The sequence below is a fragment of the Pseudomonas sp. TE6288 genome, from assembly GCF_054062095.1.
The window spans coordinates 21,078-40,172 of sequence record NZ_JBSSEW010000028.1 but is presented as its reverse complement, the minus strand read 5'-3'; the positions used below and the strand labels follow the sequence as shown (position 1 = coordinate 40,172).

The window sequence follows — 19,095 nt, the reverse complement described above, 5'->3', positions numbered from 1 at the left end:
GTCAGCGGTCCTTCAACAGGGCAAGCACCGCGTCGGCCGCCTGGTTGGAGGCGTCGCGGCGCAGGGTGCGGTGGATCTGGTCGAAGCTGTCGGTCTGCTGCGTGCCATCCTTGACCAACGGCGCCAGGGTCTGGGCCAAGGCCTCGCTGGTGGCGGCGTCCTGCAGCAGCTCGGGCACCAACAGGCGCTGGGCGAGCAAGTTGGGCAGCGACACGTAGGGGCTCTTGACCATGCGCTTGAGGATCCAGTACGTCAACGGCGCCAGGCGATAGGCCACCACCATCGGCCGCTTGTACAGCATCGCCTCCAGGGTGGCGGTACCCGAGGCAATCAGCACCGCGTCGCACGCCGCCAGGGCCTTGTGCGACTGGCCATCGAGCAAGGTCAGCGGCAACTCGCGCCCTTCGAGCATCTGCTCGACCTGGGCGCGACGCGCGGCATTGGCGCACGGCAGCACGAAACGTGCGCCAGGCACCAGCTCGCGCAGGCGCTGGGCCGCGTCGAGGAACAGGGCGCCCAGGCGCCCCACTTCGCCACCGCGGCTGCCGGGCATCAGGGCAATCACCGGGCCATCACCCAGGCCCAGCTCTGCACGCGCCGCGCCACGGTCAGCTTCGAGGGGAATGGTATCCGCCAACGGGTGGCCGACGAAGCGCACCGGCACACCCTGCTCTTCATAGAAGCGCGCCTCGAACGGCAGCAGGGTGAGCATCAGGTCGCACCCCTCGCGGATCTTCAGCACACGCTTCTGCCGCCAGGCCCAGACCGACGGGCTGACGTAGTGCACCGTCTTGATCCCGGCCTGGCGCAGCTTGAGTTCGATATTCAGGGTGAAATCAGGGGCATCGATACCGATGAACACGTCGGGCTTTTCACCGATCAGTGTCTCGATCAGCAGCTTGCGCCGCTTGAGCAGCTCGCGCAGACGCCCGAGTACCTCGACCAGGCCCATGACGGCCAGGCGTTCCATCGGGAAGTAGGAGGTCATGCCTTCGGCTTCCATCAAGGGCCCGCCGACGCCGATGAACCGTACATCGGGATGGCGCGCCTTGATGGCACGCATCAAGCCGGAACCGAGGATGTCGCCGCTGGCCTCGCCCGCGACCAGCGCCACGCAAAGCTGGGCCATGTCAGCGCGTGATGCCGCGGGCGGAGTTGGTAATCGATTGACGGAACAGATCGACTTCCGGGAACTGGCTCACCAGCTCGTCCAGCTCCTTGAGCGCCTCTTCGACGGTCAGGCCCTGGCGATAGACAATCTTGTAGGCGCGACGCAGTGCATGCAGCACCTCGTCGCTGAAACCGCGACGGCGCAGGCCTTCAAAGTTCATGCTGCGCGCCTCGGCCGGGCTGCCGAACACCGTCACGTAGGCCGGCACGTCCTTGCCGATCGCGGTACCCATGCCGGAAAAGGCATGCGCGCCGATATGGCAGTACTGATGCACCAGCGTATAGCCAGACAGAATCGCCCAGTCGCCCACGTGCACGTGCCCGGCCAACGCAGTGTTGTTGACCAGGATGCAGTGGTTGCCGATGACGCTGTCATGGCCGATGTGGGCATAGGCCATGATCAGGTTGTGATCGCCCAGCGTCGTTTCCGAACGGTCCTGCACGGTGCCGCGATGGATGGTGACACCCTCGCGGATCACGTTGTGGTCACCGATTACCAGGCGCGTCGGCTCACCCTTGTACTTCAGGTCAGGGGTGTCTTCACCGATCGAGGAGAACTGGTAGATGCGGTTGTGCTTGCCGATACGGGTCGGCCCTTTGAGCACGACGTGCGGGCCAATGATGGTGCCCTCCCCGATTTCCACATCGGGGCCTACGATCGACCAGGGGCCAACCTCGACACCCGCGGCCAGCCTGGCCGAGGGATCGATGATCGCCCGTGGGTCAATCGAACTCATAGGGAGCGTTCCGCGCAGGTGATCTCGGCCGAGCAGACTGGCTTGCCGTCCACCAGGGCACGGCATTCGAATTTCCAGATCATGCTCTTGCGGCTGAGGAACTTGGCTTCCAGGACCAGCTGGTCACCCGGCAGTACCGGTTGGCGGAAACGCAGCTTGTCGGAGCCGACAAAGTAATAAAGCGTGCCGTCAGCCGGTTTGGCGTCGAGCATCTTGAATCCGAGAATTCCGGCCGCCTGGGCCATCGCCTCGATGATCAGCACGCCCGGCATGATCGGATGCGCCGGGAAGTGGCCATTGAAGAACGGCTCGTTGATGCTGACATTCTTGTAGGCACGAATGCTTTGGGCCTCGAAGTCCAGCTCCGTCACCCGGTCCACCAGCAGGAACGGGTAACGGTGAGGCAGGTATTCGCGAATCTCGTTGATGTCCATCATTTCGGGGGGAAGCCTGTATAAGAATAGGGAGCGCAGGTGCTGACCACACGCTCCTTTTGCAGATCCAAAGAGGAGCCAGCTAGCGACTGTAACGCTCGCTCAGTAAATGGTATCAGCCTTCTGATGTCGGCTGGCCACCTGAGGTCACGGTGTCGACACGCTTTTCCAGCTGCTGGAGACGCTTGGACATCTCGTCCAGCTGGCGAATGCGAGCGGCGCTCTTGCGCCATTCGGCCAAAGGTTGCATGGCCGTTCCGGAAGAATAGCCACCCGGTTCGGTAATCGAACGGGTCACCATGGTCATGCCGGAGACGAAAACATTGTCGCAGACGTCGATGTGACCGACCATCCCGACACCACCGGCAATCATGCAGTGCTTGCCGATACGGGTACTGCCGGAGATGCCGACGCAGGCCGCCATCGCCGTGTGGTCACCGACCTGCACGTTATGGGCGATCTGGATCTGGTTGTCGAGCTTGACGCCATCACCGATGCGCGTATCCGACAGGGCGCCACGATCCACCGCAGTGTTCACGCCAATCTCGACATCGTCGCCCAGGGTGACGCCGCCGATCTGCGCGATCTTGCGCCAGATACCCTTCTCGTTGGCAAAGCCGAAGCCCTCGCCACCGATCACCGCGCCGGACTGGATGACCACGCGCTTGCCAATGGTCACGTCGTGATACAGCGTGACACGGGGTGCCAGCCAGCCACCCTCGCCGATGACGCAACGGGCACCGATGAAGCAGTGCGCGCCGACCGTCACGTTGGCGTCGATCCGCGCACCGCTTTCGACCACCGCGAACGGGCCGATGCTGGCGCTGGCATCCACCTGGGCATCCTCGGCAACCACGGCGCTGGGATGGATTCCCGCCACAGCCTTGGGCTTCGGATCGAACAGATGCGAGATGCGCGCGTAAGCCAGGTACGGGTCGGCCACGATCAAGGCGTTGCCGGCGAAACCTTCGGCGTCCTCGGCCTTGAGCAGTACCGCGCTGGCCGTGGAATCGTCCAGGAACTTGCGGTACTGCTTGTTGGCCAGGAAACTCAGCTGCCCGGAAACGGCCTCCTGCAAGGTGGCCAACCCGGTGATTTCCAGCGCCTCGGGGCCTTTGAGCTCGGCGCCGAGGGCTTCGGCCAGCTGGCCGAGTGTCATGGTCACGGTCATATCAACGGGCTTGGTTCATGCGCTCGATGACCTGGCGGGTGATGTCGTACTGCGGCTTGACATCGATGACCGCGCCACGCTCGAGCACCAGGTCGAAGCCGCCCTTCTTGATCACTTCCTCAACGGCGCCATCCAGCTTGGGCTTGAGCTGCTTGAGCATGTCGCGATCGGCCACGGCCTTGGCTTCGTTGAGTTCCTTGGACTGGAACTGGAAGTCGCGGGCCTTTTGCTTGAACTCGAGCTCGAGGCGCTCGCGCTCTGGCTGAGGCATCTTGTCGCCGCCCTTGATCAGGCGATCCTGGATGCCCTTGGCGCTGCTTTCCAGGCCCTTGAGCTTGGTCAGTTGCGGACCGAACTTCTTCTCGGCGTCGACGGCGTATTTCTTGGCCGCGTCGGATTCCAGCAGGGCCATCTGATAGTTCAGCACGGCAACCTTCATTTCGGCGAAAGCCGGGGTGGCGACCAGCGCCGCGGCCACGAGGGCCAGTTGGGTCAACTTACGCACGATGCACTCCTGGATAATCCGTTGTCGTTATGCAAGGGCCGACCTCAGAAGGTCTGGCCCAGAGAGAATTGGAACACTTGCGTGTCGGCGTCGTCCGGCTTCTTGATCGGCATCGCCAGGCTGAAGCTCAACGGGCCCAGCGCGGTGATCCAGGTTACGCCCAGACCGACGGAACTGGCCATGTCCGAGAAACCGACCTTGGTGCAGTCCGGCTTGGAACCGCAGTTGGTGTCGAACACGTTACCCACGTCCCAGAACACGGAGGTGCGCAGCGAACGCTGATCCTTGACGAACGGCAGCGGGAACAGCAGCTCCACGCCACCCTGGACGAGGACGTTGCCACCGAACGGCAGCGGATCCTGGTCCGGGTCGGCGATGGTGCCCTGGTTGCCGGTCACGGCCGCGCCACGGCTCGGCGTACTGCGTGGGCCAAGGGTGCTGTCCTTGAAGCCGCGCACGGAGTTGAAGCCGCCCGCGTAGTAGTTCTCGTAGAACGGCAGACCATTGGTCGAGCCGTAGCCGTCACCGTAGCCCAGCTCGGTGTGCAGGCGCAGGGTGTAGTCGTTGTTGATTGGCTTGAACAGCTGGCCACGGTAGTCGAGCTTGTAGAACGACAGGTCGCTGCCCGGCACGGTGGTCTCGAGGGTCAGGCTCTGCGAGTGACCACGGGTGGCCAGCACGCCCTTGTTCAGGGTCGACTCGGACCAGCCGATCGAAGCCTTGAAGTTGAGGAAGTTGTCGCCTTCGTCCTGGATGAACTTGAAGATCTCATCGACGGTGTAGCGGCCAGTCTTCAACTTGTCCTGCTGCACGGTCAGGCCGTAGGTCAGGCGCGAGGTTTCGCTGATCGGGTAGCCGAGGCTGACACCGGCACCCAGGCTGTCCACCGCATAGCTGGCCACGTCGACGTCGAGGTCGTCGTAGTCGGTGCTGCGGTAGAAGGCGTTGTAACCCAGGCTCACACCATCGGGGGTGAAGTAGGGATCGACGTAGCCGAAGTTGTAGCGGGTCTGGTATTCGGAACGGGTCAGGCCGATGGAGACCTTGTTACCGGTACCCAGGAAGTTGTTCTGGCTGATCGAGCCACCGAGGATCAGGCCCGCGCTCTGGGCGAAACCAACGCTGGCGGTGATCGAGCCGGAGGCCTGCTCTTCGACGCTGTAGTTGACGTCGACCTGGTCGTCGGTGCCCGGCACCGGCGGCGTCTCGACGTTGACTTCCTTGAAGAAGCCCAGGCGCTCGAGGCGGGTCTTGGATTGGTCGATGAGGTAGGTCGAAGCCCAGCCGCCTTCCATCTGGCGCATTTCGCGGCGCAGCACTTCGTCTTCGGTCTTGGTATTGCCGCGATAGTTGATGCGGTTGACGTAGGCACGCTTGCCCGGATCGACGACGAACATGATGTCGACGGTGTGATCCTGGTCGTTCGGTTGCGGCACGCCGTTGACGTTGGCGAAGGTATAGCCTTCGTTACCCAGGCGACGGGTGATCAGGTCGGACGTGGTGGTCATCACCTTGCGCGAGAACACCTGGCCCGGCTGCACCAGCAGCAGCGACTTGACCTGGTCTTCCGGCACTTTCAGGTCACCGGACAGCTTGACGTCGCGAACGGTGTACTTCTCGCCTTCATTGATGTTGACGGTGATGTAGACGTGCTTCTTGTCCGGAGTGATCGACACCTGGGTGGAGGCGATGTCCATGTTGATGTAGCCGCGGTCCAGGTAGTAGGAACGCAGGCGCTCCAGGTCACCGGACAGTTTTTCGCGGGCGTACTTGTCGTCGTTCTTGAAGAACGACAGCCAGTTGGTGGTCTTGAGCTCGAACAGCTGGCCTAGGGTCTCGTCGTCGAAGACCGTGTTGCCCACCACGTTGATGTGCTGGATCGCGGCCACGGTGCCTTCGTTGATCTTGATCTTCAGGCCGACGCGGTTGCGCGGCTGCGGCACGACCTCGGCGTCGACTTCGGCGGAGTAGCGGCCCTGGGCCACGTACTGGCGCTGCAGCTCGTTACGCACGCCTTCGAGCGTCGCGCGCTGGAAGATCTCGCCTTCGGCCAAGCCCGACTGTTTCAGGCCCTTCATCAGGTCTTCAGTGCTGATCGCCTTGTTGCCTTCGATCTCGATGCTCGACACCGAAGGGCGCTCGACCACGTTGATGATCAGGACATTGCCGTCGCGGTTCAGCTGGATGTCCTGGAAGAAGCCGGTCTTGAACAGCGAGCGGGTGGACTCGACCAGACGGCGGTCGTCGACCTGGTCACCGACGTTCAGCGGCAACGCGCCGAACACGCTGCCGGCGGAAACCCGCTGCAGGCCGTTGACACGAATATCGGAGATGGTGAAGGACTCGGCGTGAACTTCAGCGATCATCAGTGCGGAGAGCACCGCAGTTAGCAGCAGACGTTTCATGAAGTCCTTTTATTCCAACTGGCAATAAACAACCCGCCGCGAGAAAGCGGCAGGTTTCGCGATTGAGCGAAGCTTTTATAGTCGACCCAGATCGTTGATCAGGGCGAGCAACATCACCCCGACGACCAAACTGATACCGATCTGGACCCCCCAACCTTGCACCCGATCCGAGAGCGGACGACCGCGCGCCCACTCGATCAGGTAGAACAGCAAATGCCCCCCATCCAGTACCGGGATGGGCAGCAGGTTCAGAACCCCCAGGCTTATGCTCAGGTAGGCCAGGAAATTCAGGAAATCCCCAACGCCCGACTGGGCTGAAGCGCCCGCCACTTTAGCAATGGTTATCGGTCCGCTCAAGTTTTTTACCGAGAGCTCTCCGAACAGCATTTTCTTCAGCGATTCGAGGGTCAGGACACTCATGTTCCAAGTGCGGGACAAGCCCTCGCCCACCGCCTCCAGCGGCCCGTAACTGACCTCGCGAAGCATCTTCGCCGGCCATTCGCTGGCCTTGACCCCGGCGCCGAGGTAGCCACCGGATGCCTGGCCTTCGCCCTTGCGCGCCAGGGTGACCGGTACTTCGAGGGTTGCGCCGTCGCGCTCGATGCGCAGGTTCACCGTACGCTCGGGGCGGGCACGGACCGCGTCGACCACCTGCTGCCAGTCGCCCAGCGCCACGCCGTCGAGCGCCAGCAGCTTGTCACCGGTCTTGAGCCCGGCGGCAGCGGCCGGCCCTTTCGGATCGATCTCAGCCAGCACCGGAACCATCGCTGGTCGCCACGGGCGCAGGCCCAGGGACTGGATCGGATCAGGCTCATCGGCGCCCTTGAGCCAATTGTTCAGGGTAATGTCGAGCTGGCGCTCGACCGTTGCACCTTCATCGAGCACACCCACGCGCAGCGTGCCGCTCTCGCCGAGGCGGCGCACCAACTGCAGGTTGACCGCCGACCAGCCATTGGTCGGTTTGCCATCGATGGAAACGATTTCCTGGCCGACGCCCAGACCGGCGCTGGCCGCCAGGCTGCCCGCCTCGACCGCGCCGATGACCGGGCGCACCTGCTGCGAGCCGAGCATGGCCAGCACCCAGAAGAACAGGATGGCGAGGAGGAAGTTGGCAACCGGGCCGGCCGCCACGATGGCGATGCGCTGGCGTACCGATTTACGGTTGAACGATTGCTCGATCAGCGCCGGCGGCACCTCGCCCTCGCGCTCGTCGAGCATCTTGACGTAGCCGCCCAGGGGAATCGCGGCGACGACGAACTCGGTGCCCTGGCGATCGTGCCAGCGCAGCAACGGCGTGCCGAAGCCCACCGAGAAGCGCAGGACCTTGACCCCGCAGCGCCGCGCCACCCAGAAGTGGCCGAACTCGTGGAAGGTGACCAGCACGCCGAGCGCAATCAGCGTGCCGACAATCATGTAGAGCGCAGTCATGTCCTATCTCCGGATGACATTCGGCGGAGCCGGCCGCAGGCTTCAGCGGCCGTGGCGTCGCAACCATTCCCGGGACAGCTCCCGGGCACGCTGGTCGGCGGCGAATACCGCGTCAAGCGTGGGCAATGCCACCACAGGCTCCTGGTCGAGCACTTGTTCGATCATACCCGCGATCTCCGGGAAGCGGATACGCCGCTGGAGAAACGCTTCGACAGCCACTTCGTTGGCGGCATTGAGCACCGCCGGCGCACTGTTGCCCGCCTCGGCAGCCTGACGCGCCAGGCGCAGGCATGGGAAGCGCTGTTCGTCGGGGGCCTGGAAATCCAGACGGGCGATGGCGAACAGGTCCAGCGGCGCCACGCCCGAATCGATGCGCTCCGGCCAGGCCAGGGCATTGGAGATCGGCGTGCGCATGTCGGGGTTGCCCAACTGGGCGAGCACCGAGCCATCGACATAGTCCACCAACGAGTGGATAACGCTCTGCGGGTGCACCACCACTTCGACCTGCGAAGGCTTGGCGTCGAACAGCCAGCAGGCCTCGATCAGCTCCAGGCCTTTGTTCAGCATGCTCGCCGAGTCGACCGAGATCTTGCGCCCCATGGACCAATTCGGGTGGGCGCAGGCCTGTTCCGGCGTGACATCCAGCAAGGCTTCAGCCGGGGTTTCGCGGAACGGGCCGCCGGAGGCCGTCAGCAGGATGCGCCGCACGCCGACAGCGCCCAGGCCCCGGGCGTAGTCGCCGGGCATGCACTGGAATATCGCGTTGTGCTCGCTGTCGATCGGCAGCAGCACCGCGCCGCTACGCTGCACCGCCTGCATGAACAGGGCCCCGGACATCACCAGGGCTTCCTTGTTGGCCAACAGTACCTTCTTGCCCGCCTCGACCGCGGCCAGGGTTGGACGCAGGCCGGCAGCACCGACGATGGCGGCCATCACGGTATCGACCTCCGATGCGGAGGCGACCTGGCACAGCCCGGCCTCACCTTCCAGCACCTCGGTGGCACATCCGCTCCTGGCCAGCCCCGCGCGCAGCCGCACGGCCGCCTCGGCACTCGGCACCACGGCGTACGCCGGGCGATGGCGCTCGCACAGGGCCAGCAGTTCGTCGATGCGCGAATAGCCGCTCAAGGCGAACACCTGGTAACGGTCAGGATGGCGAGCGATGACGTCCAACGTGCTCAAGCCAATGGAGCCGGTGGCCCCCAGCACGGTAATGCGTTGCACGCGACTCACATCACACCCCACTCAGCCGCCCACAACAATACGGCAAACATCGGAATCGCCGCGGTCAGGCTGTCGATGCGATCAAGCACGCCGCCATGGCCCGGCAGCAGGTTGCTGCTGTCCTTGATGCCTTCACGGCGCTTGAACATGCTTTCGGTCAGGTCGCCGACCACCGAAGACATCACCACCACCACGGCGCCCAGCAAGCCCAGCAGCACCTGGCCGACACTCCAGTCACGGGCAATGCCCACGCCCAGGGTGATCAGCAGGCTGACCGCGAGGCCGCCATACACGCCCTCCCAGCTCTTGCCCGGGCTGACCTGTGGCGCCAGCTTGCGCTTGCCGAAGGCACGACCGGAGAAATAGGCACCGATGTCGGCCGCCCAGACCAGCACCATGACCGCCAGGATCAGCCAGTTGCCCAGCGGCCAGTGCTTGAGCAGCACCAGACCCTGCCAGGCGGGCAGCAACACCAGCAGGCCGATCAGCAGGCGGCAGGCGGCACTGCTCCACAGCTCGCCGCTGCGCGGATAGGTCAGCACCAGCCACGTGGCCAGCGCCCACCAGATCACCGAAGCGCCCAGCACCCAGGGCGCGAGATCCGGCATCAGGTAGAGCAGCATCAGCCCGCCCGCGACCACGGCGGCATAGGCGATGCGCAACGGTTGCGCCACCAGGCCGGCCAGGCGCGCCCACTCCCAGGCACCGAGCGTCACCACGAAACCGATGAAGAGGGCGAAATCCCCACCATTGAGCAGGAAGAAACCACCCACCGCGATCGGCAGCAGGATCAGCGCGGTAATGATGCGTTGTTTAAGCATTAAGCACGGGCTCCGGCTTCGACCTGCTCGCTGGTCTTACCGAAGCGGCGCTGGCGCGAAGCGAAATCGGCCAGCGCATTGCGCATGGCCTCGTGTTTGAAGTCCGGCCAATAGAGGTCGGAGAAGTACAGCTCGGCGTAGGCCAGCTGCCACAAGAGGAAATTGCTGATGCGGTGCTCGCCACCGGTGCGGATGCACAGGTCAGGCAATGGCAGGTCACCCGTCACCAGACAGGTCTGCAGCAGATCCGGCGTGATGTCCTCCGGCCGCAGATGGCCGGCCTGCACTTCACGCGCCAGGCGCTGGGCAGCCTGGGCAATATCCCACTGGCCACCGTAGTTGGCGGCGATCTGCAGGATGAAGCGGTTGCTGCCGGCGGTCGCAGCCTCAGCCTCGCGCATAGCAGCCTGGAGTTCAGGGTGGAAGCGTGAGCGGTCGCCGATGATGCGCAGGCTGATGTTATTGTCGTTCAGGCGCTTGGCCTCTCGGCGCAGCGCCTTGAAGAACAGGTCCATGAGGGCACTGACTTCGTCCGCCGGTCGCTGCCAGTTCTCACTGGAGAACGCAAAAAGCGTGAGCACCTCGACCTTGGCCTCGGCGCACACTTCAATTACGGCGCGCACCGCATCGACACCCGCTTTATGCCCGGCAACGCCGGGCATGAAGCGCTTCTTCGCCCAGCGATTATTCCCATCCATGATGATCGCCACGTGACGCGGCACCACGGAGGGCACAGTCTGCTTGGTCTTTTCCATGAAGGCGTCCTGACCCTTAGATGGCCATCAGGTCCTTTTCTTTTGCTTCGGTGGCCTTGGCGATCTGCGCCTCGAAATCCTTGATCAGCTTGTCGATGTCGGCACTGGCACGACGCTCTTCGTCTTCACTGATTTCCTTGTCCTTGGACAGCTTCTTCAGGTCACCCATGGCGTCACGACGAATGTTGCGCACGGCAACGCGGGCATCTTCGGCTGCGGCACGTGCCTGCTTGGTGAAGCCCTTGCGGGTTTCTTCGGTCAGCGGGGGCATGTTGACCAGCAGCAACTCACCCAGGTTGGTCGGGTTGAGGTTCAAGCCGGCACTGCCGATGGCCTTGTCGATGGCGCCCAGCATGTTGCGCTCGAAAGGCACCACTTGCAGGGTCTGGTTGTCTTTCACGGTCACGTTGGCCACGCTGGTCAGCGGGGTGTCAGTGCCATAGTAAGGCACCATCACGCTACCCAGGACGCTCGGGTGCGCCTTGCCAGTGCGGATCTGGCCAAATGCGTGGATCAGCGACTCCAGGGACTTTTGCATGCGCGCCTGGGCGTCTTTCTTGATTTCGTTGATCATTTTTGAACTTCCTCGATCAGAGTTCCTTCCGCGCCGCCATGCACGATGTTCAGCAGGGCGCCGGGTTTGTTCATGTTGAAGACGCGCAACGGCATCTTGTGATCGCGGCACAGGCAGATTGCCGTCAGGTCCATTACACCCAGCTTGCGATCCAGCACTTCATCGTAGGACAGATGATCGAACTTCTCGGCATGCGGGTCCTTGAATGGATCTGCAGTGTATACACCATCGACCTTGGTTGCCTTCAATACCACGTCGGCATCGATTTCGATGGCGCGCAGGCAAGCGGCGGAGTCGGTGGTGAAGAACGGGTTGCCGGTACCGGCAGCGAAGATCACGACTTCTTTCGAGTTCAGGTGGCGCATGGCCTTGCGGCGATCATAGTGATCGGTGACGCCGACCATGGAGATGGCCGACATGACGATCGCGGTGATATTCGCCCGCTCCAGCGCATCGCGCATGGCCAGGCCATTCATCACGGTGGCCAGCATGCCCATGTGGTCGCCAGTGACCCGATCCATGCCGGCTGCGCTGAGCGCCGCGCCACGGAACAGGTTGCCACCACCAATCACCAGGCCGACCTGGACGCCGATGCCGACCAGCTGGCCGACTTCCAGCGCCATGCGATCCAGGACCTTGGGGTCGATCCCGAACTCTTCCGAGCCCATCAGGGCCTCGCCGCTAAGTTTGAGTAGAATGCGTTTATAGCGAGCCTGATGACCACTGCCCTGCTGAGCCATTGCGAATCTCTCCTGCGGCGTTTGTAAAAATCTGGCGGGCTGCTTCAGCCTGCGCGTAACTCTAGCGTGACGCAGCTACTGCGTCAGCGAGCAGCGGTCTGGTAAACCACTCCCGCTTTGACAAAGAGGCTGCGCGCGTGAGCGGGCAGCCTCTTTGGGGCGACAGACGAGTCCGTCTTACTGCTTGGCGGCAGCTACCTGTGCGGCAACTTCGGCAGCAAAGTCGTCAACCGGCTTCTCGATGCCTTCGCCAACCTTGAAGTAGGTGAAGGAAACGATTTCGGCACCGGCTTTCTTGGCCAGCGCGCCGACTTTGACTTCCGGGTCCATCACGAAGGCTTGCTCTTTCAGCGAGGCTTCGGCTTTGAACTTGGAGATACGACCGTTGATCATGTTTTCAACGATGTTTTCCGGCTTGCCGGCGATCTTGTCAGCGTTCAGCTGCAGGAAGACGTTCTTCTCGCGCTCGATGGCCTCGGCAGAGATTTCCGACGCATCCAGGAACTCTGGGTTCGAAGCGGCAACGTGCATGGCAATGTTCTTGGCCAGATCGACGTCACCGCCTTTCAGGACAACAACTGCACCGATCTTGTTACCGTGCAGGTAGGCACCGACAACGTCACCTTCAACGCGCACCAGGCGACGGATGTTGACGTTCTCACCGCACTTGGCGACCAGGGCTTCACGAGCAGCTTCACGCGAAGCGATCAGTGGAGCGGCGTCGGTCAGCTTCTCGGCGAAGGCCTGCTCGATGCTTTCGGCGACGAAGTTCTTGAAGTCGTCTTGCAGGGCCAGGAAGTCGGTCTGCGAGTTCACTTCCAGCAGGACGGCGGATTTACCGTCGGTCTTGACGGCGATGGCGCCTTCGGCGGCAACGTTGCCAGCCTTCTTGGCGGCCTTGATGGCGCCCGAGGCACGCATGTCGTCAATGGCTTTCTCGATGTCGCCGCCGGCCTTTTCCAGGGCCTTCTTGCAATCCATCATGCCTTCGCCGGTACGCTCGCGCAGTTCTTTGACCAGCGCTGCAGTAATTGCTGCCATTTCAAAATCCTCTTGGAAAGTTTTTCAACCATTCCACCCGTTCGTCACGGGCGTTAAATTCTGCAAATCCGCTGTTATTACCTCAGCCAGCCCATGATGCGGGGCCTTCGCTGACAGCAGGATTTCAAGGTGGCAAAAAGGGGGCAAAGCCCCCTTTTTGCGTGCCAAGTAGACGCTAAGCGTCAATTACTCGGCAGCAGGTGCAGCCGCTTCTTCAACATAGACTTCAGTGCCGCCGGCAACGTTGTTGCGGCCGCGGATGACGGCGTCGGCCATCGAAGTCATGTACAGCTCGATAGCGCGGATGGCGTCATCGTTACCTGGGATGATGTAGTCAACACCTTCAGGGCTGCTGTTGGTATCGACAACGCCGATAACCGGAATGCCCAGCTTGTTGGCTTCGGTGATGGCAATGCGCTCGTGGTCGACGTCGATCACGAACAGGGCATCAGGCAGGCCGCCCATGTCCTTGATACCACCCAGGCTGCGGTCCAGTTTCTCCAGATCGCGCGAACGCATCAGGGCTTCTTTCTTGGTCAGCTTGGTGAAAGTACCATCTTCGGCCTGGGTTTCCAGGTCACGCAGACGTTTGATCGAAGCGCGGATGGTCTTGTAGTTGGTCAGCATGCCGCCCAACCAACGGTGATCAACGTATGGCGAACCGCAACGAGCAGCTTGCTCGGCGACGATCTTGCCGGCGGAACGCTTGGTGCCGACGAACATGATCTTGTTCTTGCCCTGGGCCAGGCGCTCTACGAAGGACAGAGCCTCGTTGAACATCGGCAGGGTTTTTTCCAGGTTGATGATGTGGATCTTGTTGCGCGCGCCGAAAATGTACTTGCCCATTTTCGGGTTCCAGTAACGGGTCTGGTGGCCGAAGTGCACACCGGCCTTCAGCATATCGCGCATGTTGACTTGGGACATGATAGTTCCTTGATAAGTCGGGTTGGGCCTCCACGTATCCCAATGACCAACCCGTGTTTCCAGGGAAACCGGGCACCCAGGCCATCGTGTCGACACGTGTGTGGGTTTGAGCTGACGGAGGACATCCCCCGAAAGCGGCGCATTTTATACCACAGCCGGCGAGCGAACGGAACCCGGATAATGCTTCGTCCGTCAGCGGCTTTTGCAGCCCCCGCCTTTTGGGGCCAGAATGCCCTCAATAGACCACCGGATCTGCTGGACTATCCCGACAGATCGACGCCGCGCTCTGGTAGAATCCAGTCTTTCCCGTTTGTTCGCGCCGCCCGCGGCGCCGTAGAGAGCCTGTAATGACCGTCACCATCAAGACCGCAGAAGACATCGAGAAGATGCGCATCGCCGGCCGCCTGGCCGCCGAAGTGCTGGAAATGATCGAGCCACACGTCAAGCCCGGTATCACCACCGAGGAGCTCGACCGCCTCTGCCACGACTACATCGTCAACGAGCAGAAGGCCATCCCGGCGCCACTGAACTACAAAGGCTTCCCCAAGTCGATCTGCACCTCGATCAACCACGTGGTCTGCCATGGCATCCCCAATGACAAGGCACTCAAGGATGGCGACACCATCAACATCGATGTGACCGTGATCAAGGACGGCTACCACGGCGACACCAGCCGGATGTTCCATGTCGGCACCGTCGCGCCGTGGGCCGAACGCCTGTCCAAGGTCACCCAGGAGTGCCTGTACAAGGCCATCGAACTGGTCAAGCCCGGCTGCCGCCTGGGCGACATCGGCGAGGTGATCCAGAAGCACGCCGAAAAGAACGGTTTCTCGGTGGTCCGCGAGTTCTGCGGCCACGGCATCGGCAAGGTGTTCCACGAAGAGCCACAGATCGTCCACTACGGCCGCGCCGGCACCGGCATGGAGCTCAAGGAAGGCATGACCTTCACCATCGAGCCGATGATCAACCAGGGCAAGGCCGACACCAAGGTGCTGGGCGACGGCTGGACCGCCATCACCAAGGACCGCAAGCTCTCGGCCCAGTGGGAACACACCCTGGTGGTGACCGCCACCGGCTACGAGATCTTCACCCTGCGCAAGGACGACACCATCCCGCGCACCTCGGCCTGATACTGAACGACAGGAACGCGACTCGATGCCCCAGGTGGATCCCGAACTGTTCGACCGCGGCCAGTTCCAGGCGGAACTGGCCCTCAAGGCAAGCCCCATCGCCGCTTTCAAGAAGGCCATCCGCATGGCCAGCGAGGTGCTCGACAAGCGTTTTCGCGAAGGCCGCGAGATCCGTCGGCTGATCGAGGACCGCGCCTGGTTCGTCGACAACATCCTGCAACAGGCCTGGCACCAGTTCAGCTGGGGCACGCCAGACGGCATCGCCCTGGTGGCGGTTGGCGGCTACGGCCGTGGCGAGCTGCATCCGTATTCGGACATCGACCTGCTGATCCTGCTCGACGCCGCCGAGCACGAGCAGTACCGCGATGCCATCGAGCGCTTCCTCACCCTGCTCTGGGACATCGGCCTGGAGGTCGGCCAGAGCGTGCGCACCGTCGACGAGTGCGCCGAGCAGGCCCGGGCCGACCTCACGGTCATCACCAACCTGATGGAAAGCCGCACCATCGCCGGCCCCGAGCCCCTGCGCCAGCGCATGCTCGACGCCACCAGCACCGCGCACATGTGGCCCAGCAAGGAGTTCTTCCTGGCCAAACGTGCCGAACTCAAGGCCCGCCATCACAAGTACAACGATACCGAGTACAACCTCGAACCCAACGTGAAGGGCGGCCCGGGCGGCCTGCGCGACATCCAGACCGTGCTCTGGGTAGCCAGGCGCCAGTACGGCACGCTGAACCTGCACGCGCTGGCCGGTGAAGACTTCCTGCTGGAGAGCGAAAACGAGCTGCTGGCCTCGTCCCAGGCCTTCCTCTGGCGTGTGCGTTACGCCCTGCACATGCTGGCCGGGCGCGCCGAAGACCGCCTGCTGTTCGACCACCAGCGCAGCATCGCCGCGCTGCTGGGCTACACCGACGAGAACCCCAAGCGCGCCATCGAACAATTCATGCAGCAGTACTACCGGGTGGTGATGAGCATCAGCCAGCTGTGCGACCTGATCATCCAGCATTTCGAAGAGGTGATCCTGGCCGATGACAGCGGCGCCACGCAGCCGGTCAATGCGCGGTTCCGCCTGCACGATGGCTATATAGAAGCGGTTAACCCGAACGTTTTCCGGCGCACCCCGTTCGCCATGCTGGAAATCTTCGTACTGATGGCCCAGCACCCCGAAATCAAGGGCGTGCGCGCCGACACCGTGCGCTTGCTGCGCGAACATCGCCACCTGATCGACGACAAGTTCCGCCACGATATCCGCAACACCAGCCTGTTCATCGAGCTGTTCAAGTGCGAGATCGGCATCCATCGCAACCTGCGGAGAATGAACCGCTACGGCATCCTCGGCCGCTACCTGCCAGAGTTCGGCCTGATCGTCGGGCAGATGCAGCACGACCTGTTCCACATCTACACGGTCGATGCCCACACCCTCAACCTGATCAAGCACCTGCGCAAACTGCAATACACGCCCGTCTCGGAGAAATTCCCGCTGGCCAGCAAGCTCATGGGCCGCCTGCCCAAGCCCGAGCTGATTTACCTGGCAGGGCTTTACCATGACATAGGCAAGGGTCGCCAGGGTGACCACTCCGAACTGGGCGCCGTCGACGCGCAAGCGTTCTGCCAGCGCCACCAGTTGCCGGCCTGGGACAGCCGCCTGATTGTCTGGCTGGTGCTGAACCACCTGGTAATGTCCACCACCGCCCAGCGCAAGGACCTCTCCGACCCACAGGTGATCAACGATTTCGCGCTGCATGTCGGTGACGAGACGCGCCTGGATTACCTCTACGTGCTGACCGTGGCCGACATCAATGCCACCAACCCCAGCCTGTGGAACTCCTGGCGAGCGAGCCTGCTGCGCCAGCTCTATACCGAAACCAAGCGCGCCCTGCGCCGTGGCCTGGAAAACCCGCTGGACCGCGAAGAGCAGATCCGCCAGACGCAAAGCGCGGCGCTGGACATCCTGGTGCGCGAGGGCACCGACCCGGATGACGTCGAGCAGCTCTGGTCGCAACTGGGCGACGACTACTTTCTCAAGCACACTGCCGCCGATGTGGCCTGGCACAGTGATGCGATCCTCCAGCAACCGGCCGATGGCGGCCCGCTGGTGCTGATCAAGGAGACCACCCAGCGCGAATTCGAGGGCGGCACGCAGATCTTCATCTACGCCCCCGACCAGCACGATTTCTTCGCCGTGACCGTGGCCGCCATGGCCCAGCTCAACCTGAACATCCACGATGCCCGGATCATCACCTCGAGCAGCCAGTTCACCCTCGACACCTATATCGTGCTCGACAACGACGGCGGCTCGATCGGTGACAATCCACAGCGGGTCAGGCAGATCCGCGACGGCCTGACCGAGGCGCTGCGCAATCCCGAGGACTACCCGGCGATCATCCAGCGCCGGGTGCCACGCCAGCTCAAGCACTTCGATTTCCCGCCGCAGGTGACCATCCTCAACGACGCCCAGCGCCCGGTGACCATCCTCGAGATCACCGCGCCCGACCGCCCCGGCCTGCTGGCCAGGATCGGGCGGATCTTCCTCGAGTTCGACATCTCACTGCAAAACGCCAAGATCGCCACTCTCGGCGAGCGCGTGGAAGACGTGTTCTTCATCACCGACGCCGACAACCAGCCGCTGTCCGACCCGCAGCTGTGCAGCCGCCTGCAGGAAGCCATCGTCCAGCAGTTGCAGGCCGGCCAGGCCAGCGACGCCAGCCCTACCCGCATGACCTTTTGACGCTAACGAGACCTTGCGCCGATGAACCACGCCCTGACCCAGCTCCAGCCCTACCCGTTCGAGAAACTGCGCGCCCTGCTGGGCACCGTGAAACCGGCAGCCGACAAGCGCGCCATCGCCTTGTCGATCGGTGAGCCGAAACATGAATCGCCGGCGTTCGTCGCCAGGGCCATGGCCGACAACCTCGACAAGCTGGCGGTCTACCCCAGCACCATCGGCCTCCCGGCCCTGCGCCAGGCCATCGGCCAGTGGTGCGAACGGCGCTTCGGCGTGCCAACGGGCTGGCTGGACGCCGACCGTCATATCCTGCCGGTCAATGGCACCCGCGAAGCACTGTTCGCCTTCACCCAGGCCGTGGTCAACCGCGACGACGACGGCCTGGTGGTCAGTCCCAACCCGTTCTACCAAATCTACGAAGGCGCGGCCCTGCTGGCGGGCGCCACCCCGCACTACCTGCCATGCCTGGAAAGCAACGGTTTCAACCCCGACTTCGACGCCGTGCCGGACGAGACCTGGGAACGCTGCCAGGTCCTGTTCCTGTGCTCCCCGGGCAACCCCACCGGCGCCCTGGTGCCGATGGATACCCTGAAGAAGCTGATCGCCCTCGCCGACAAGCACGACTTCGTGATCGCCGCCGACGAGTGCTACAGCGAGCTGTACTTCGACGAGGACGCGCCGCCACCGGGCCTGCTGAGCGCATGCGCTGCGCTTGGTCGCAGTGACTTCAAGCGCTGCGTGGTGTTCCACAGCCTGTCCAAGCGCTCCAACCTGCCCGGCCTGCGTTCGGGCTTCGTGGCTGGCGACGCCGAGATCATCAAACCATTCCTGCTGTACCGGACCTACCACGGTTGCGCAATGCCGGTGCAAACCCAGCTGGCCAGCATCGCCGCCTGGCAGGACGAGGCCCACGTGCGCGAGAACCGCGACCAGTACCGCGCCAAGTACGACGCGGTGCTCGACATCCTGCAGCCGGTAATGGATGTACAGCGCCCGGATGGCAGCTTCTACCTGTGGGCCAAGGTACCGGGCAGCGACGCAGAATTCACCCGCGACTTGTTCGAGGCAGAGCATGTCACTGTGGTGCCGGGGTCGTACCTGTCCCGCGAGGTGAACGGCGTAAACCCAGGCGCCGGCCGCGTGCGCATGGCGCTGGTTGCTCCGCTGGCCGAGTGCATCGAAGCCGCAGAGCGTATTCGCGCATTCCTGAGCCGTTAATGTCATAACGCCCCTCTTCGGAGGGGCGTCGCCCCAGCAATATGCACAGCTCATGGCCTGCCCGCATCCCAGATACTTGCCACCCTCTCCAACCAG

17 protein-coding genes are annotated in these 19,095 nt (G+C 63.0%); 3 read left to right on the top strand and 14 right to left on the bottom strand.

The genetic code is table 11. The features are described 5' to 3' along the window. Window position 1: 1 nt before the first annotated feature. The 14 genes from lpxB to rpsB all read right to left on the bottom strand — a co-directional run bounded on the left by lpxB (window position 2) and on the right by rpsB (window position 13,929). Window positions 2–1,129, bottom strand: a complete 1,128-nt coding sequence (gene lpxB, locus ACVWY1_RS23680; RefSeq protein WP_401110952.1) for a lipid-A-disaccharide synthase — start codon at window positions 1,127–1,129, stop codon at window positions 2–4. A gap of 1 nt (window position 1,130) precedes the next feature. Continuing rightward, a complete protein-coding gene (gene lpxA, locus ACVWY1_RS23675; RefSeq protein WP_457378825.1) occupies window positions 1,131–1,907 on the bottom strand; it encodes an acyl-ACP--UDP-N-acetylglucosamine O-acyltransferase in 777 nt (258 codons plus the stop codon). Continuing rightward, the gene (fabZ, locus tag ACVWY1_RS23670) at window positions 1,904–2,344 is read right to left on the bottom strand and encodes a 3-hydroxyacyl-ACP dehydratase FabZ (RefSeq protein WP_011535269.1); all 441 of its coding nucleotides are present in this window, start codon (window positions 2,342–2,344) and stop codon (window positions 1,904–1,906) included. The genes lpxA and fabZ overlap by 4 nt, the downstream gene beginning before the upstream one ends. Before the next feature lie 112 nt (window positions 2,345–2,456). Next, the gene (gene lpxD / locus ACVWY1_RS23665; protein ID WP_046854399.1) at window positions 2,457–3,512 is read right to left on the bottom strand and encodes a UDP-3-O-(3-hydroxymyristoyl)glucosamine N-acyltransferase; all 1,056 of its coding nucleotides are present in this window, start codon (window positions 3,510–3,512) and stop codon (window positions 2,457–2,459) included. 1 nt (window position 3,513) lies between these two features. Further along, window positions 3,514–4,017, bottom strand: coding sequence for an OmpH family outer membrane protein (locus ACVWY1_RS23660; protein WP_023629834.1), 504 nt, complete (start codon window positions 4,015–4,017; stop codon window positions 3,514–3,516). A gap of 44 nt (window positions 4,018–4,061) precedes the next feature. Then, entirely contained in the window at window positions 4,062–6,422 is a 2,361-nt protein-coding gene (gene bamA, locus ACVWY1_RS23655) for an outer membrane protein assembly factor BamA (protein WP_046854398.1), read from the bottom strand. Window positions 6,423–6,497: 75 nt separating this feature from the next. Further along, window positions 6,498–7,850, bottom strand: a complete 1,353-nt coding sequence (rseP, locus tag ACVWY1_RS23650; RefSeq protein ID WP_457378824.1) for an RIP metalloprotease RseP — start codon at window positions 7,848–7,850, stop codon at window positions 6,498–6,500. A gap of 42 nt (window positions 7,851–7,892) precedes the next feature. Continuing rightward, complete coding sequence (gene ispC, locus ACVWY1_RS23645; RefSeq protein ID WP_277501782.1) at window positions 7,893–9,083, bottom strand: 1-deoxy-D-xylulose-5-phosphate reductoisomerase; 1,191 nt, start codon at window positions 9,081–9,083, stop codon at window positions 7,893–7,895. Continuing rightward, the gene (locus tag ACVWY1_RS23640) at window positions 9,080–9,895 is read right to left on the bottom strand and encodes a phosphatidate cytidylyltransferase (RefSeq protein WP_038706689.1); all 816 of its coding nucleotides are present in this window, start codon (window positions 9,893–9,895) and stop codon (window positions 9,080–9,082) included. Before ACVWY1_RS23640 ends, ispC begins: the two co-directional genes overlap by 4 nt. Further along, a complete protein-coding gene (uppS, locus tag ACVWY1_RS23635) occupies window positions 9,895–10,650 on the bottom strand; it encodes a polyprenyl diphosphate synthase (RefSeq protein WP_102684051.1) in 756 nt (251 codons plus the stop codon). The genes ACVWY1_RS23640 and uppS overlap by 1 nt, the downstream gene beginning before the upstream one ends. 16 nt (window positions 10,651–10,666) lie before the next feature. Next, window positions 10,667–11,224 (bottom strand): ribosome recycling factor, encoded by a 558-nt coding sequence (gene frr / locus ACVWY1_RS23630; protein ID WP_046854394.1) that lies wholly within the window; start codon window positions 11,222–11,224, stop codon window positions 10,667–10,669. Beyond that, entirely contained in the window at window positions 11,221–11,964 is a 744-nt protein-coding gene (gene pyrH / locus ACVWY1_RS23625) for a UMP kinase (RefSeq protein WP_028690676.1), read from the bottom strand. Before pyrH ends, frr begins: the two co-directional genes overlap by 4 nt. Window positions 11,965–12,141: 177 nt before the next feature. Then, window positions 12,142–13,005, bottom strand: a complete 864-nt coding sequence (tsf, locus tag ACVWY1_RS23620; protein ID WP_023629890.1) for a translation elongation factor Ts — start codon at window positions 13,003–13,005, stop codon at window positions 12,142–12,144. A gap of 186 nt (window positions 13,006–13,191) precedes the next feature. Continuing rightward, complete coding sequence (rpsB, locus tag ACVWY1_RS23615) at window positions 13,192–13,929, bottom strand: 30S ribosomal protein S2 (RefSeq protein ID WP_023629884.1); 738 nt, start codon at window positions 13,927–13,929, stop codon at window positions 13,192–13,194. Window positions 13,930–14,276: 347 nt separating this feature from the next. On the opposite strand from rpsB, the gene map reads away from it, so the two are divergent. Genes map through dapC form a run of 3 tightly spaced genes read left to right on the top strand, consistent with a single transcriptional unit; the run spans window position 14,277 to window position 18,999 of the window. Further along, window positions 14,277–15,059, top strand: a complete 783-nt coding sequence (map, locus tag ACVWY1_RS23610; protein WP_094011637.1) for a type I methionyl aminopeptidase — start codon at window positions 14,277–14,279, stop codon at window positions 15,057–15,059. A 25-nt stretch (window positions 15,060–15,084) separates the two neighbouring features. After that, the gene (locus ACVWY1_RS23605; RefSeq protein WP_139669194.1) at window positions 15,085–17,784 is read left to right on the top strand and encodes a [protein-PII] uridylyltransferase; all 2,700 of its coding nucleotides are present in this window, start codon (window positions 15,085–15,087) and stop codon (window positions 17,782–17,784) included. 21 nt (window positions 17,785–17,805) lie between these two features. Further along, the gene (gene dapC / locus ACVWY1_RS23600; RefSeq protein ID WP_277501787.1) at window positions 17,806–18,999 is read left to right on the top strand and encodes a succinyldiaminopimelate transaminase; all 1,194 of its coding nucleotides are present in this window, start codon (window positions 17,806–17,808) and stop codon (window positions 18,997–18,999) included. Window positions 19,000–19,095 lie beyond the last annotated feature (96 nt).